The following is a 14025-nucleotide window of genomic DNA, read 5'->3' on the forward strand; positions in this document are numbered from 1 at the left end:
ACAAGGGCTACATCGCTCCGTACTTCGTCACCAACGCCGACGATCAGACCGCAGTGCTCGAAGACCCGTACATCCTGCTGACCTCCAGCAAGCTGTCCTCCCAGCAGGACGTGGTCCACATCGCCGAACTGGTCATGAAGACCGGCAAGCCGCTGATGATCATCGCCGAGGATGTCGACGGCGAAGCCCTGCCGACCCTGATTCTGAACAACATCCGTGGCACCTTCAAGTCCTGCGCCGTCAAGGCTCCGGGCTTCGGTGATCGCCGTAAGGCCATGTTGCAGGATATGGCTATCCTGACCGGCGCCCAGGTGGTGTCCGACGAGCTGGGCCTGAAGCTCGACTCCGTCGATATGTCCGTGCTTGGCACCGCCAAGAAGGTCATCGTCTCCAAGGACGAGACCACCATCGTGTCCGGTGGCGGCTCCAAGGAGGATGTGGCTGCCCGTGTGGCTCAGATTCGCGCTGAAATCGAGAACACCGATTCCGATTACGATCGCGAGAAGCTGCAGGAGCGTCTGGCCAAGCTGGCTGGCGGCGTCGCAGTCATCAAGGTCGGCGCGGCCACTGAGGTCGAGGCCAAGGAACGCAAGCACCGCATCGAGGATGCCGTGCGCAACGCCAAGGCCGCCATCGAGGAAGGTCTGCTTCCGGGCGGTGGCGTGGCCCTGATTCAGGCCGCAGCCAAGGCCAAGGATGATGTCAAGCTCGAAGGCGACGAGGCTACCGGTGCCGCGATTGTGTTCCGCGCCGTCGAAGCTCCGATCAAGCAGATCGCCGAGAACGCCGGCCTGTCCGGTGACGTGGTGATCGACAAGGTTCGCTCCCTGCCTGACGGTCAGGGTCTGAACGCTGCCACCAACGAATATGAGGACCTGCTGGCGGCAGGCGTCACCGATCCGGTCAAGGTGACCCGTTCCGCCCTGCAGAACGCCGCTTCCATCGCCGGCCTGTTCCTGACCACCGAAGCTGTGGTGGCCAACAAGCCGGAGCCGCCGGCAGCTGCCGCTCCGGCAGCAGGCGCCGACATGGGCTACTGATAGGCGATATCCGGTAGTCCCTGTTCTTCGCGAATAGGCGTATGGGGTCCGTTTCCTCGATATTGGGGAAACGGACCCTTTCCGTATCATGCCAATGGCCGCTTTGCTGAGCATGTCGGTCATTGGCCGGATGCGCCGGAATGACGTTTCCGGGATATGAGCATCGCACCGATAGCCACCGTCATGGCCGATATTCCACCGCAGGCCAAGACGAGTCGTCTCATGTCGTAGGGGAATCCCGTCATCGGCAACGTTGGCGGTTCGATTGCGCTCCACTGCTCCTCGTCGATGCCGATGCCAAGCAGCGGCTCTAGGCTGAATGCCCCCTGTTGATCGGTTATGCTCAGGTCGTACCAGTACCTGCCGCTCTTCCATGTTTCCCAGCCGAAATCCTCGGGGATGAATTCGGGCCCTTTGCTGGTGCCGTGCGCTTGTACCACGGCGTTTTTCGCGATGGAGCGTTCTGCTTGGGAGCCCTTGACGTCGGAACACCAATTCAATGTGCTGACGATCTGGAGTGAAGGCACCGCTTCGAATTTCATGATGATGCTGTCGTGCACGGCATCGGTACCTCCCGCGTATCGGAATGTGTCCGCTGCCTTGGTCCGTGCCTGACGTGTCTCGGCAAGCACTTGGAATTGTTCCTCCGGATCCGTTCTGCCATCATGAATCGCAGAGGTGGCGAGCGGCACCACTGTTCCGGACGTGTCCGTCACATCCGCGGGGTCGATGGATACATCGAACCAATAATGGTCTGACTCCCGCAGATTCTGATGCCAGTTTCCGGTGAAACCAAGGTCCGTCGGAACGAATTCAGGAGAATCGACCTTCACCGTGTCTTGTGGAGGTATGCGCGTATCCGAAACGGTTTTCGTTGAACGTACGATTCCGTCTGCACCTGGATAATTCAGCGTGACGTGCATCGTTCTGACGATTATCTCGACTGTTCCATTATTGATGAGGAAGACGGCGTCGGTGACCGCATTGGCGTTGCCGGTCGACGCGTCGTTCGGATTCGCCTTCGTTGACAGTCCCAGCGGGAGCGCCTGCGGAGAGATGACGAATCTCTCCGCATCGTCGTTCGAGCCATCCAGCAAAGACGTTCTGCTGAGCGACGACCTCACGCTTTTGGACGCGTCTTCGATACTGATGTCGGCACCTGACACGTCAAACCAGTATTCACCCGCCTTCCATGAGCCGAGACCAAGATCCCCGGGAACGAAATCGGGACTTTCCAAGGTTATGGCCGAACCGGATCGTGGCACGGTTGCCACGGCAAACGTCTTCGGACCGCTTCTCGAGATGTTTCCGGACGGGGCTCGATACGACAACGTTACGGACAGTCCTGTCACTTGCAGGTCGAATATTGCTGTTCCTTGGCCGTTGGGACCTGTGGAACGCAGCGTCAATGTGTCGTGGACGGCTTTGTCTCCGGCATATGACGCCTGTGAGGCTTCCGCGCGGGTGGTTCCGTGCAGCATGAAACGTTGGGGCTCGTCGAAGCCGATCCATGGGGCATTATGATGCTCCCATACGTTGAAGTCGAGATTTCCGCCGATCAGAAGTCGCCCGTTGGTGTCCGCGTAATCGGTCATGCTGCCGTCCGGCAGAAGAATGGAACCAGGAAACAACGATCCCTTGCCCAGCATCGTGCCATACACATCGTTGCCGGCCGTCACTCCATAACCGTTTTTGTTCAACGTTCCATGCGAATAATCGAGTTTCAGATATGTGACATCGGGGTAGTTCCATATAACGCGGCTGGCAACATCGCGGAATCTCGACCAGGAATCTCCACGGGTGTTGATTGTGGTGGCATGGTTCTCGCCATTCACCCAGACGCGCCACCCGGGACTCCAGGTCCGTTTTCCGGATCCGGATACGTTGATGACGATGGCCTGACCGTCGGGAAGGTTTCTGAAGTCGAGGCTCCACTGGTTGACGCCGTATGCCGTTTCCGCCGCTTTGAGCGCATCCAGATCAAGAGGAAACACCTGTTTTTCCGGATTGCCGGTTCCTCGGAATACGATGCGTCCCTCATTGCGGATCGACACGGCATAATCGTCGTAAAACACATGCGCGTCCTCGTCGGGAGCCTTCTCGAATGAGACCATGCCGTTTGCGGGAAGCGAGGCAAGCTGGCGACTTAACGGTCTGAGGGTCGTGTCGACGTAATCGTTATAGTCGACGACACCGCCTTTTCCGTCGATGTCCGCCTTCAATGCCTCGGTTTTGCCGAGACTGTGCGTGATCCTTGCGGTCGCGGGCAAATCCGAATATGTCCATGACCGGACTTGGGAGGCATCGGCATCCCAACCCATGTCCGTCATATTGTCGTGCGTGGCGAGATACAAGGGCTTGTGGCCGTTGGAATTGATCTCCTTCCCGTTGCCCCACGCCATTTTGCCTCCGAACCGTGCTGATCCGCTGACCCATTGCGGGCGTTCCCCGGTGAGGTTTCGAAATTCGCCGCCCACGGTGACCATATCGGCGCCGGCTGGGGGATTGAACCCCATGCCCCACATGACCTTGCCGGCGAGGAGGCTTTCCGGCATGTGCCGTTCGATGGATAGGTCGCCGTCGACGACGATGCTTCCTTCCGTTTCGACATTATTGTGGTAGGTCATATCGCCTCCCACGTAGATGCTGGTAGCCGGGTCCTCGATGTCATGCACTCCGCTGATGATTTGACCTTCGGCGAGGACGTCGTTCATGTTGTCCGACGGGGATCCTCCGTCTTCGGCGTCCGATTGGCTCGGCTGTCCGAGATTCGAATTCCTGGTAGCCTTCCTCGCGGAGTCCGTGGCGTTTTGGACGATGGCTCCGGATGATGGAACGTTTTGCGGGTCTGGATGGGATGTTTCCTGTGCGATGGCTGCGGGCCGGTGCGGTTGTTCGGCATATGCGTTGCCGTTCATTGCCATGGCCATCGTGGCCAATCCCACGATGCAGGCCAGGATTCTGGTACGTGGATGAAGATTCATCGTAGCGTCTTTCTGTATTGATGGTGCTGTTGGCGGTACGGCATCCGACCCGACGTCCGGTGTCGGCGGCGGAACGGTCCGTGATAGACACCGGACGACGGGTCGGTTCGGGAAAATCCTGGATTATTGAGCGAACAGACGCGACGCCTGCATTTCGGTTTCCGAATACAATGCGGAGGCTTGCGTCAACGCACGCTGAATCGATTCGAGGGATTGCTCCATCTGCTGCTGTGCTGCGCGCCACTGCTCCGCCACTGCGGTGAACTGCGTCGCGGCACCGCCCCGCCAGACGCTTTGCAGGTTGTTGAGATTGCCATACATTCCCTGCACGGCCTGCCTGATCGACTGGATGGAGGCGTTCACGGCAGCGCTTGAGGATTGGATCTGTTCGCTGTCGACTTGATACTGGGGCATGACGGTCCTTTCGTCGTCGAATGATTGTTTCCCACCGTGCGGTCTTGGGTTGGCGCAACCGAACGGTACAGTGGACGGTATGTCTTCAGTGAACGTGTGCGACGGAAAAACCGGGGTTGTGGTCGGAGAACCTGCGAATTCGTGGTCCAACGGCGTGTCGTGGAATCGCGACGCTGTGAGAAAACGTTGGGGAAAAGCGGTTTGCGCACTGATTGTGGGTATCTTCGTTCTGTTCATGATGTTGTGGATAACTCCGATGGGATACGCGGATGACGATGGCGCCGATTCGGGCGTCACGGCCACGGAGAACATCACCGACACGCAGAATCTGCTTGGATCGAACGTCTCCGAAATCACGGATGCCATCAACAGGACGAAGAAGGAGACCGGCGTCACCGTCCGTCTGGTGTATCTGGACAGTTTCAATACCAACGGCAAGCCCGACAAGTGGGTGAGTTCGCTGTTGGAATCGCTCCATCCGAAACCGAATACCGTGATGCTGGCCGTCGCTTCGAGCGATGGCAATCTGGTAGTGGCCGTGTCTTCGAATTCCGAGGAGTGGCTGAGAAGCAAATCCACAGTGGACGCGCTTTCCGATGCCGCGCAAAAGCCTTTGATGGAAAGCGATCCCGATTGGGCGAAATCCGCCACCGATATGATGGATCAGATTGCGGTGCAGAAGAAGACCTCCACTTCCTCCAAAACCGTCTGGTTCAGTGTGGGAATCTTCATCGGCGTGCTGGCGCTGCTGGTGGTCGTTCTGGTCGTATTCCACATATTGCGGAAGAAAGGCATGATTTCACGTCGGCGCAAGGGACGTCATAGTCGCCATGACGCTGTCTCCGAACGCGAACGGCCGGTCAAGGCATGGGGAGGCGATTCGGAGGAAAAGTCCGACGGGAACCATGCTGAAGCGTCAACACAAGATTCAGAATCCGTTCAGGAAACATCCAGCGAAGTGAGTGATGCTTGAAGCCATGAGCAAGCCTATTGAAGCATCCATTGTCGTTGTCGATGACGAGCCGTCCATCCGCGAGCTGCTGGTGGCATCCTTGCATTTCGCAGGCTTCGAGGTGAACACCGCGGCGTCGGGTTCCGAGGCCATCGAAGTCATCGAGAAAATCCAGCCCGATCTGATCGTCTTGGACGTGATGCTTCCTGACATCGATGGTTTCACCGTGACCCGTCGTATCAGGCAGGAAGGCATCACCACACCCGTGCTGTATCTGACCGCCCGCGACGATACCCAAGACAAGATCATGGGGTTGACTGTTGGCGGCGACGACTACGTGACCAAGCCGTTCAGTCTCGAGGAGGTCGTGGCGCGCATCCGGGCCATTCTGCGCCGCACCCAGGAACAGGTCGAGGACGATCCGATCATCCGCGTGGGCGACCTTGAGATCAATGAGGATTCGCATGACGTATCCCGTGCGGGCCAGCCGATCGAACTGAGTCCGACGGAATACAAACTGCTTCGGTACCTCATGGACAATGAGGGACGTGTGCTGTCCAAAGCGCAGATTCTCGACCATGTGTGGCAATACGACTGGGGCGGGGATGCGGCCATCGTCGAATCGTACATCTCCTACCTGCGCAAGAAGGTCGATGGCATCGTCGTGGAGGATGAGAACGGCGAGAAGCACAAAGTGACTCCGCTCATCGAGACGAAGCGTGGCATCGGCTATATGATTCGCGCTCCCAAGAACTAGTCTTCCATCATGATCATGGATTCCAATCCTCCATCCGCCGGCGCCGCGCCCCAACCTTCGGTGGCTCCTCCTTCCGCGCGGCCCCCTCATCCACTGCCGAAACGCGGAAAGCTGTGGAGCCGTTTCACCCGCAGAATCCAGGCGATTCCGCTGAGCACGAAACTGGTCACCTGCATCATCGTGCTGCTGACCATCGGAACCATCGGTATCTCCTTTTCCATACGGACATTGGTGGGCAACTATCTGCTGCAGAAAACCGATACTCAGCTGATCAACCAGGCCCAGCTGATCTTCAACAGCATGGATTCGCTTGGCAGCGACAGTGGCGATGATGGGCGAAGCCTCATGAACACGTATTACGTGGAGGTGAGGGATAGCGAATACCGGAGCACTGGCGTCGGATCGGTACCCATGCTCCGTGACGGAGTGGTCTCCGAGCCGAGCCTTCCGGCGGACGGCAGCATAGACGGCGTCACACTTGGACAGCCGTTCACGACGCGTGCAGTGGTACACGTCACCACAAGCCGCAATCCCGACCACGCCATTATGCAGGAAGCCCAATCGCCTTGGCGCGTCGTAGCATTGCCATGGAGCGAAAAGACGCGGGCCGGACAGGTCAAGGACAGCGGCATCGTGTTCATCGGACTGTCGCTGAGCGACCAGATAGACACGGCCGACACACTGACGAGGTTCTGCGCGATGGTCGGTATCGCCGTGGTGCTGATCGGCGCGATACTCGGAACCATTCTGGTGCAGGGGACGCTCGCGCCATTGAAACGCATCGAGAAAACCGCGGCAAAAATCGCGGCGGGGGATTTGAGCCAGCGCGTGCCGGATCTGCCGGAGAACACCGAGGTCGGCTCGCTCTCCGTGTCCTTGAACACCATGCTGGCACGCATCGAGGAAAGCTTCCATGCGCAGGAGGAGACCACCGAGAAGATGAAGCGGTTCGTCTCGGATGCCAGCCATGAGCTTCGTACTCCGCTTGCCGCCATCCACGGATACGCGGAATTGTACAAGATGCAGCGCGATATGCCGGGAGCGCTGGAACGTGCCGACGAGTCCATCGCGCATATCGAGGCGTCCAGCGCCCGTATGACGGTTCTGGTGGAGGATCTGCTGTCCTTGGCTCGACTGGACGAGGGCCGCGGCATCGACATCACACAGCAGGTGAAATTGACCTCCGTAGTGAAGGACGCCGCCGACGACCTGCATGCCCTTGATCCTGAGCGTGGCATCTCATGCGGACAGGTGGTCCTTCAACCTGGAACGGACTTGGACAATCCGACGAGGTTGGCGTTCCGGAAGGGCGACATGCCCCAAATCGTTCTCAAGGGCGACGCGTCGCGATTGCGCCAGGTGGTCACCAACATTGTGGGCAACATCCATCGTTACACGCCGACGGATTCCCCGGTGGAGATTTCCATGGGGGTGCTCCCCGCATCGATCAGCCCCGAATCGCTGTCCCGCATGCCGTCCAATGAACAGTCTCTGCATCATCTGATCGAGGCCATCGAGGTGGGGCAGTCGATGCAGGTCGGCATGAACTACGCGATCGTGCGGTTCAGCGACCATGGTCCTGGTGTGCCACCGGAGGCGCGTTCGAAGATCTTCGAACGGTTCTACACCGCCGATCCGTCACGTGCGAGACAGAAGGGGGGCACTGGTCTCGGCATGGCGATCGCGCAATCCGTGGTCAAGGCACATCATGGTTTCATCTGCGCGTCTGGCAGCGACGGAACCGGACTGACCCTGACCGTGGTGTTGCCTGTCGCACCGGTCGAGCCGAAGCCTCAGCCGACGTCGCCGGAAGACGGTCGTAGGAATGAGAAGTGGAATCGCAAAGCGAAGAAATAGGCTTTCCTCGCTTTGCCGCCTGATGGGAACAACGCAGGGGATGGGCGTATAGCCCACCTCTTGCGCTAGACTGTATCTTTGGTTTGTTATTGGCGGATGGCGATCGGCCATTCGCATGAAGGTATGTGATTAGCGAGTAGTGAGGTGACAATGCCTAGCGGACGTGTTCGTTGGTTCGATGCGAACAAAGGCTATGGATTCATTCAGACGGATGAGGGCGCGGATGATGTTTTCCTCCCCGCGGCCGCCCTTCCCGAAGGCGTGAAGACACTACGCAAGGGGGCGAAGGTCGAGTTCTCGGTGGTGGACGGGCGCCGTGGACCGCAGGCCATGGGCGTGACGTTGGTGGCGTCGGCTCCATCTCTGGTCAAGGCCACGCGTCCGAAGCCGGACGACATGGCCGCCATTGTGGAGGATCTCATCAAGTTGCTGGACTCCGCAGGCAACCAGTTGCGTCGCCATCATTATCCTTCGCCGTCCGAGAGCAAGAAACTCGCCGTGCTGATGCGCGCGGTCGCCGACAACTTCGACGTACAGGATTGATTTCATGTCCGATACCGCAATGGAACCCAAGTCGATCGCCCGGGCGGTAGCCGTCGCCGTGGCTGACGAGGAAGGACAGGTCGGCGACTTCGTGGAAGCCATTGGCCTGGAAGACGGCGTCACCGATTTCCGCTTCGAAGCGCATGTGCGTGGCTACGAGGGTTGGCAATGGTCCGTGACGATGTATCATGACGTCGAATTGGACCATTGGACCGTTAATGAATCGTCCTTGGTGCCGACCGATAAAGCGTTGCGTCCGCCGAAATGGATTCCGTGGAAGGATCGTCTCGAACCGGGTGATCTGGCGGTGACCGATTCGATTGGCACCGATCCGGATGATCCCCGTATGGAGGATGGCTTCCGCAGGACGCGGCAAGACGCGTCGGAGGATGCCGGTGCGGATGATGACACGTCGAATGGGATGCCGGATGACGGCCGCGCCGCGGATCAGGAAACGGCTCCGGACGCGAAAGAGGATGATGGGGCCATCCAGGAAACGGGAACGGAAAGTATCGATGAGGCTGATGGCCAATCCGCGACATCCGAAGAGGACGTCGATGAGGCTGTCGAGGAATTTGATCTGTCCCGTAGGCATGTGATGACGCCTCTCGGTCGTTCCCAGACCGCGAAGCGTTGGTATGAGGGACCCCATGGGCCGAAATCCTTGTCCACCAAGACTTCGGACGGCAATCCCTGCTCCACGTGCGGATTCTTCATTCCCCTGAAAGGCGAGTTGAATCTGCTGTTCGGCGTATGCGCCAACAAATGGAGCCCGGATGACGGTAGGGTCGTGTCCGTCGACCATGGCTGCGGAGAACATTCCGAAATCGCCCCGCCGGAACCCTCGCATCTGTGGGTCCAGTCGAAGCCCGCGTTCGATGACATGCATATCGATATCATCGCGCAGGCACCTCGTGACGAGCGTGGATCAGTGGAACTGATTGAAAGCCTTTCCTCGGACGATGAGCATAATCCGAATGAGGATGAAGAGGGCTCCGAGGCCGATATCGAAGCCAACACCATCGACGATGACGCAAGCCAGGAGGAGGTCCTCGAGCACACGTCATCCGATGATGAGCCCGAAGTGGAGGCCACTGTCGAAATTGACGGGAACGAGTCGGAGCCGACGAAGGATTCCACGCGGGTGGATGGCGAAACCGATATGGCTTCCGAACCCGAAGACACTGCTGCGCATGAACCACCTGTTGCCGTCGAAAACGCTTCTGAAGACACGACCGGGAAAGCGGAGAAAGCCTTTGAATCGGAGTCGGCGCAATCGCCGATTCCGGATCAGCTGACTGAATCCGAGCCTGAAGCTATCGAGCTTGGATTAAAAATCGGAAAATCGGCTGAAACGGCTTCCGATACCACGGATGCCGAAAACGAGACTCCGGCCGAAGAGCAACGGAGCGTGCAAGATGAGGAGAATGAGGAGACGGAATAGTGTCGTCGACTCGTCCTGCTGACGCGATCATAAGGAAGGCCGATGTCCCTATCCTGGACATCGGCCTTCCTTATTCCGTCGTTATGGGATCAATGCACGACAGTGACCGTGCAATCAGCGAAATTGATGATCTGCTTGGATACTGATCCGAGGAAATGCGCATCCAATCCGGACAATCCACGCGAGCCCACCACCAGATGGCGCGCGTAACGGGAGGCCTCGATAAGTCCCTTCGCGGCGGAGATATGGAATGCGTGCGATTCGATCTGGAAATCGTCGGGAATATCCTGCGCCGGAACCTGCACCGAATCGAGAAGCTCGTCGAGCATGCGTTCCGCATGTTCCTGGCCGACGGCGATTGGAGCCACGGCGTTCTCATATCCCTTGATGGTGCCCAGGTCTTTCAGCTGCCAGCAGAACATGACCTGCAGGGGAGCGTGGTGCAACGCGGCGAATTCGATGGCGAAACGCAGCGCGTGCTTGGAGATTTCCGAACCGTCGACACCGACGACCACCGGACGTTGGCTATGCGGCAGGGGAGAGCTGGGCATCTCATAGGAGACCGTCTCGTCGACGGGCGTAAGCGTATTGGCGATGGCGTCCTGCACGGAAGCCTCCTCATCATCGAGGATACGGACCACGGTGACAGGTACTTTCGCCTCCTCGGCGAGGGATGCCGAAAGGGAACCCAGGAACCATCGTGCCACGCGGCCAAGCGAACGACGTCCGACGACGATCTGTTGGGCGTCCTTGCCGATCTCCAGCAGTGCGGACGTTCCGGTGGCTTTGACGGAGGTGAGTGTGACGCGGTCCTCGTCGATCGTCATGCCTTGCGAGGCCTGAACGACCCACTCCCGCAGGCGTCGGGCGATGTCGTGACGTTTCTCGGCCCATTGCTCCTCGTCTTCCGGCTGGGAACCCGTGTCCCATGAATGGGACCATGCGTAGACCGCATTCACTCTCTGGCCGGTCAACGACGCCTCGCCGAGAGCCCAGCGCAGCGCCGCGAAGGATTCGTCGGAGCCGTCGACGCCGACGACGATGTCGCCTTGACGTGTTTCCGTCGCATCATTCGATTGTAGGGTGGTGTCGCTCATTGTGGTGACCTCCTTGGTCGTTGCCATAGCTCAAGCATATCCGTTCCTTTGCGTTCACAGCGCAATTTACGCGCCGGTGGAATAAACGTCACTGTGAATCGGTAGAGTGTTGAAGGACTAACAAGAGTGGAAGGACAAGCATGTTCGAACGGTTTACCGACCGTGCGCGGCGCGTGATCGTGCTGGCGCAGGAAGAAGCTCGTACCCTCCAGCACAACTACATCGGCACCGAGCATCTGTTGCTCGGCCTGATTCGCGAGGGTGAAGGCGTCGCAGCCAAGGCGTTGGCCTCGAAGGGTGTGACTTTGGACGATACCCGCAAACAGGTCGAAGAGATGATCGGCAAGGGGAATGCGTCGCCGAATGGCCATATTCCCTTCACTCCGCATGCCAGGCAGGTGTTGGAGCTGTCGCTGCGCGAGGCGTTGCAGCTGGGGCACAGCTATATCGGAACCGAGCATATCCTGCTCGGCCTGATTCATGAGGGCGAAGGCGTCGGCACGCAGGTGCTGATCAAGATGGATGTCAATCTTGGCGAACTGCGCAGCGCCACCATCGATTTGATCCGTGGCAATTCCAGCGATGGCAAGAACGATGGCAAGGGTGAGCTCGCCAATGCCGGAGGCGTTCAGGATCGGCGCAATCAGACCGGTTCCGCGATTCTCGATCAATTCGGGCGCAATCTGACCGCCGAGGCCGCGGCCGGAAAGCTCGATCCCGTGATCGGACGTTCCAACGAGATTGAACGTGTGATGGTGGTGCTGAGCCGCCGCACCAAGAACAATCCGGTGCTGATCGGCGAACCTGGCGTCGGCAAGACCGCCGTCGTCGAGGGACTCGCGCAGAAGATCAACGCGGGTGATGTTCCGGAGACGCTGAAGGGCAAGCAGGTCTATTCCCTGGATCTCGGATCCATGGTGGCCGGTTCCCGATACCGCGGTGATTTCGAGGAGCGCCTGAAGAAGGTCTTGAAGGAAATCAAGACGCGTGGCGACATCGTACTGTTCATCGATGAGATCCATACCATCGTGGGCGCTGGCTCCGCCGATGGCGCATTGGGCGCTTCCGACATGCTGAAGCCGATGCTGGCCCGTGGCGAGCTGCAGACCATCGGCGCGACCACCACCGATGAATACCGCAAGTACATCGAGAAGGATGCCGCGCTGGAACGCCGTTTCCAGCCGATTCAGGTGCACGAGCCGACCATCGCCGAGACCATTGAGATTCTGAAGGGTCTGCGTGAACGGTACGAGAACCATCATCATGTGACGATTACCGATGGTGCGTTGCAGGCGGCGGCCGAGCTGTCAAGCCGCTATATCCAGGACCGTCATCTGCCGGACAAGGCCATCGACCTGATTGACGAGGCCGGAGCGCGTCTGCGTATCCGCAGGCTTACCGCGCCTCCGGAATTGAAGGAACTGGACGCCAAGGCGGCCAGACTGGCCCAGGAAAAGGACCAGGCCATCAAGGATCAGGATTTCGAGAAGGCGGCCGAACTGCGCGACAAGCAGGAAAAGGTCGAAGCCGAGCGCAAGGAGAAGGAATCCTCCTGGCGCGAGGGTGAATCCGATGTGAAGATGGTGGTGGATGAGGATGTCATCGCTGAGGTAATCTCCCAGACTACGGGCATTCCGGTGTTCAAGCTCACCCAGGCCGAATCCAAGAAGCTCATGGGCATGGAAAGCGAGCTGCACAAGCGCATCATCGGCCAGGACGAGGCCGTGTCCGCACTGAGCCGCTCCATCCGCCGTGCTCGTGTTGGCCTGAAGGATCCGAAGCGTCCCGCTGGCTCGTTCATCTTCGCCGGTCCGACCGGCGTTGGCAAGACCGAGCTGGCCAAGGCGCTCGCCGAATTCCTGTTTGATGACGAGGATGCGTTGATCCGTGTGGATATGTCGGAATTCTCCGAAAAGTACGCGGCCTCGCGTCTGTTTGGCGCGCCTCCGGGATACGTCGGATATGAGGAGGGTGGCGAGCTCACCGAGAAGGTGCGTCGCAAACCGTTCTCCGTGGTGCTGTTCGACGAGATTGAGAAAGCCCATCCGGATATCTTCAACACGCTGCTGCAGGTGCTGGACGATGGCCATCTGACCGATGGACAGGGACGCAAGGTGGACTTCAAGAACACCATCATCATCCTGACCACCAACCTCGGCACGCGTGACATCGCCAAGGCGGCCAACACCGGTTTCAACTTGGGCACGAACACCGAGTCGAGCTACCAGCGCATGAAGGAACAGGTCTCCGCGGAACTTAAGCAGCAGTTCCGTCCGGAATTCCTGAACCGTCTGGATGACATCATCGTGTTCAAGCAGCTCACCGAGCCGCAGGTTCGCCAGATCGTCGATCTGGACGTCAAGCAGCTCAACGATCGTCTGTTCGATCGCCATATGTCGCTCGAACTCACCGATGCGGCTAAGGATTTGCTCGCGCAGAAGGGATTCGACCCGCTGCTCGGAGCCCGTCCGCTGCGTCGTGTGATCCAACGCGACATCGAGGACGCCATTTCGGAGAAGATCCTCATGGGCGACCTTGAGGATGGCCAGCGTGTGAAGGTCGACGCCGAAGGTGAAGGCATCCTGGGCGAGTTCACCTTCACTGGTGAGGCATTCGAGGAGCCGGAATCCACAGATCCGGCCAAAGGTTCGGAGGAATCCGCCGAACCAGCACAGCAGGAAATGACGCCTGTGACGGCCGAATCTGCGGAACCGACTGATTCCACGCCTTCTCAGGAATAATTCCATGTTTGTCGGGTGGTAAGTCCGGCAAATGGTGAGGGTCGTTGGTTTCATGATGAACCGCACCCCGATTGTTGGACTGAAGAAATTCAGATTCAATGATCGGAGGTGCGGTTCTTTCGTATGCGCGAGGATCGAAGGAAACACTACGACGACGGGTTCCGGCGCGAGGCACTGGAACTCATCAAGGCAGGAG

10 protein-coding genes are annotated in these 14025 nt (G+C 58.8%); 7 read left to right on the forward strand and 3 right to left on the reverse strand.

Annotation, left to right across the window (positions count from 1 at the left end; genetic code table 11):
- A partial coding sequence (gene groEL / locus ACR0P8_RS06775; protein ID WP_432624370.1) for a chaperonin GroEL occupies positions 1 to 1040 on the forward strand: 1040 nt, incomplete at its 5' end.
- A 119-nt stretch (positions 1041 to 1159) separates the two neighbouring features.
- On the opposite strand, the gene ACR0P8_RS06780 is transcribed toward groEL, so the two are convergent.
- Both ACR0P8_RS06780 and ACR0P8_RS06785 read right to left on the reverse strand, forming a co-directional pair.
- Positions 1160 to 4024, reverse strand: coding sequence for a choice-of-anchor A family protein (locus tag ACR0P8_RS06780; RefSeq protein WP_432624371.1), 2865 nt, complete (start codon positions 4022 to 4024; stop codon positions 1160 to 1162).
- 123 nt (positions 4025 to 4147) lie between these two features.
- Positions 4148 to 4438: a WXG100 family type VII secretion target gene (locus tag ACR0P8_RS06785; protein WP_432624372.1), complete on the reverse strand. Its 291-nt coding sequence runs from the start codon at positions 4436 to 4438 to the stop codon at positions 4148 to 4150.
- A gap of 79 nt (positions 4439 to 4517) precedes the next feature.
- Here ACR0P8_RS06785 and ACR0P8_RS06790 point away from each other — a divergent pair, with 79 nt between their 5' ends.
- The 5 genes from ACR0P8_RS06790 to ACR0P8_RS06810 all read left to right on the forward strand — a co-directional run bounded on the left by ACR0P8_RS06790 (position 4518) and on the right by ACR0P8_RS06810 (position 9991).
- Positions 4518 to 5411, forward strand: a complete 894-nt coding sequence (locus ACR0P8_RS06790) for a TPM domain-containing protein (protein ID WP_432624373.1) — start codon at positions 4518 to 4520, stop codon at positions 5409 to 5411.
- A gap of 4 nt (positions 5412 to 5415) precedes the next feature.
- Positions 5416 to 6147 carry a response regulator transcription factor gene (locus tag ACR0P8_RS06795; RefSeq protein WP_026646412.1) on the forward strand — a complete coding sequence of 244 codons (732 nt, stop codon included), beginning with the start codon at positions 5416 to 5418 and terminating at the stop codon, positions 6145 to 6147.
- A 9-nt stretch (positions 6148 to 6156) separates the two neighbouring features.
- Entirely contained in the window at positions 6157 to 8004 is a 1848-nt protein-coding gene (locus tag ACR0P8_RS06800) for a sensor histidine kinase (RefSeq protein ID WP_432624374.1), read from the forward strand.
- 150 nt (positions 8005 to 8154) lie between these two features.
- Positions 8155 to 8547, forward strand: a complete 393-nt coding sequence (locus tag ACR0P8_RS06805) for a cold-shock protein (RefSeq protein ID WP_432624375.1) — start codon at positions 8155 to 8157, stop codon at positions 8545 to 8547.
- A 4-nt stretch (positions 8548 to 8551) separates the two neighbouring features.
- On the forward strand, positions 8552 to 9991 hold the full coding sequence (locus ACR0P8_RS06810) for a DUF3027 domain-containing protein (RefSeq protein WP_432624376.1): 1440 nt from the start codon (positions 8552 to 8554) through the stop codon (positions 9989 to 9991).
- Positions 9992 to 10080: 89 nt separating this feature from the next.
- Here ACR0P8_RS06810 and ACR0P8_RS06815 read toward each other — a convergent pair whose 3' ends face one another.
- Positions 10081 to 11088, reverse strand: coding sequence for a universal stress protein (locus tag ACR0P8_RS06815; protein WP_432624377.1), 1008 nt, complete (start codon positions 11086 to 11088; stop codon positions 10081 to 10083).
- 140 nt (positions 11089 to 11228) lie between these two features.
- Here ACR0P8_RS06815 and ACR0P8_RS06820 point away from each other — a divergent pair, with 140 nt between their 5' ends.
- Positions 11229 to 13829, forward strand: a complete 2601-nt coding sequence (locus tag ACR0P8_RS06820; protein ID WP_432624378.1) for an ATP-dependent Clp protease ATP-binding subunit — start codon at positions 11229 to 11231, stop codon at positions 13827 to 13829.
- Positions 13830 to 14025 lie beyond the last annotated feature (196 nt).

The sequence above is a fragment of the Bifidobacterium sp. genome, from assembly GCF_050874245.1.
Taxonomy (GTDB): Bacteria; Actinomycetota; Actinomycetes; order Actinomycetales; family Bifidobacteriaceae; genus Bifidobacterium.

Bases quoted from the DNA above. Each gene is read 5' to 3' on its own strand.
- ACR0P8_RS06810 (WP_432624376.1), top strand. From the start codon at position 8,552: ATGTCCGATACCGCAATGGAACCCAAGTCGATCGCCCGGGCGGTAGCC.
- ACR0P8_RS06795 (WP_026646412.1), top strand. From the start codon at position 5,416: ATGAGCAAGCCTATTGAAGCATCCATTGTCGTTGTCGATGACGAGCCG.
- ACR0P8_RS06805 (WP_432624375.1), top strand. From the start codon at position 8,155: ATGCCTAGCGGACGTGTTCGTTGGTTCGATGCGAACAAAGGCTATGGA.
- ACR0P8_RS06785 (WP_432624372.1), bottom strand. From the start codon at position 4,438: ATGCCCCAGTATCAAGTCGACAGCGAACAGATCCAATCCTCAAGCGCT.
- ACR0P8_RS06815 (WP_432624377.1), bottom strand. From the start codon at position 11,088: ATGAGCGACACCACCCTACAATCGAATGATGCGACGGAAACACGTCAA.
- ACR0P8_RS06820 (WP_432624378.1), top strand. From the start codon at position 11,229: ATGTTCGAACGGTTTACCGACCGTGCGCGGCGCGTGATCGTGCTGGCG.
- ACR0P8_RS06800 (WP_432624374.1), top strand. From the start codon at position 6,157: ATGATCATGGATTCCAATCCTCCATCCGCCGGCGCCGCGCCCCAACCT.
- ACR0P8_RS06790 (WP_432624373.1), top strand. From the start codon at position 4,518: ATGTCTTCAGTGAACGTGTGCGACGGAAAAACCGGGGTTGTGGTCGGA.
- ACR0P8_RS06780 (WP_432624371.1), bottom strand. From the start codon at position 4,024: ATGAATCTTCATCCACGTACCAGAATCCTGGCCTGCATCGTGGGATTG.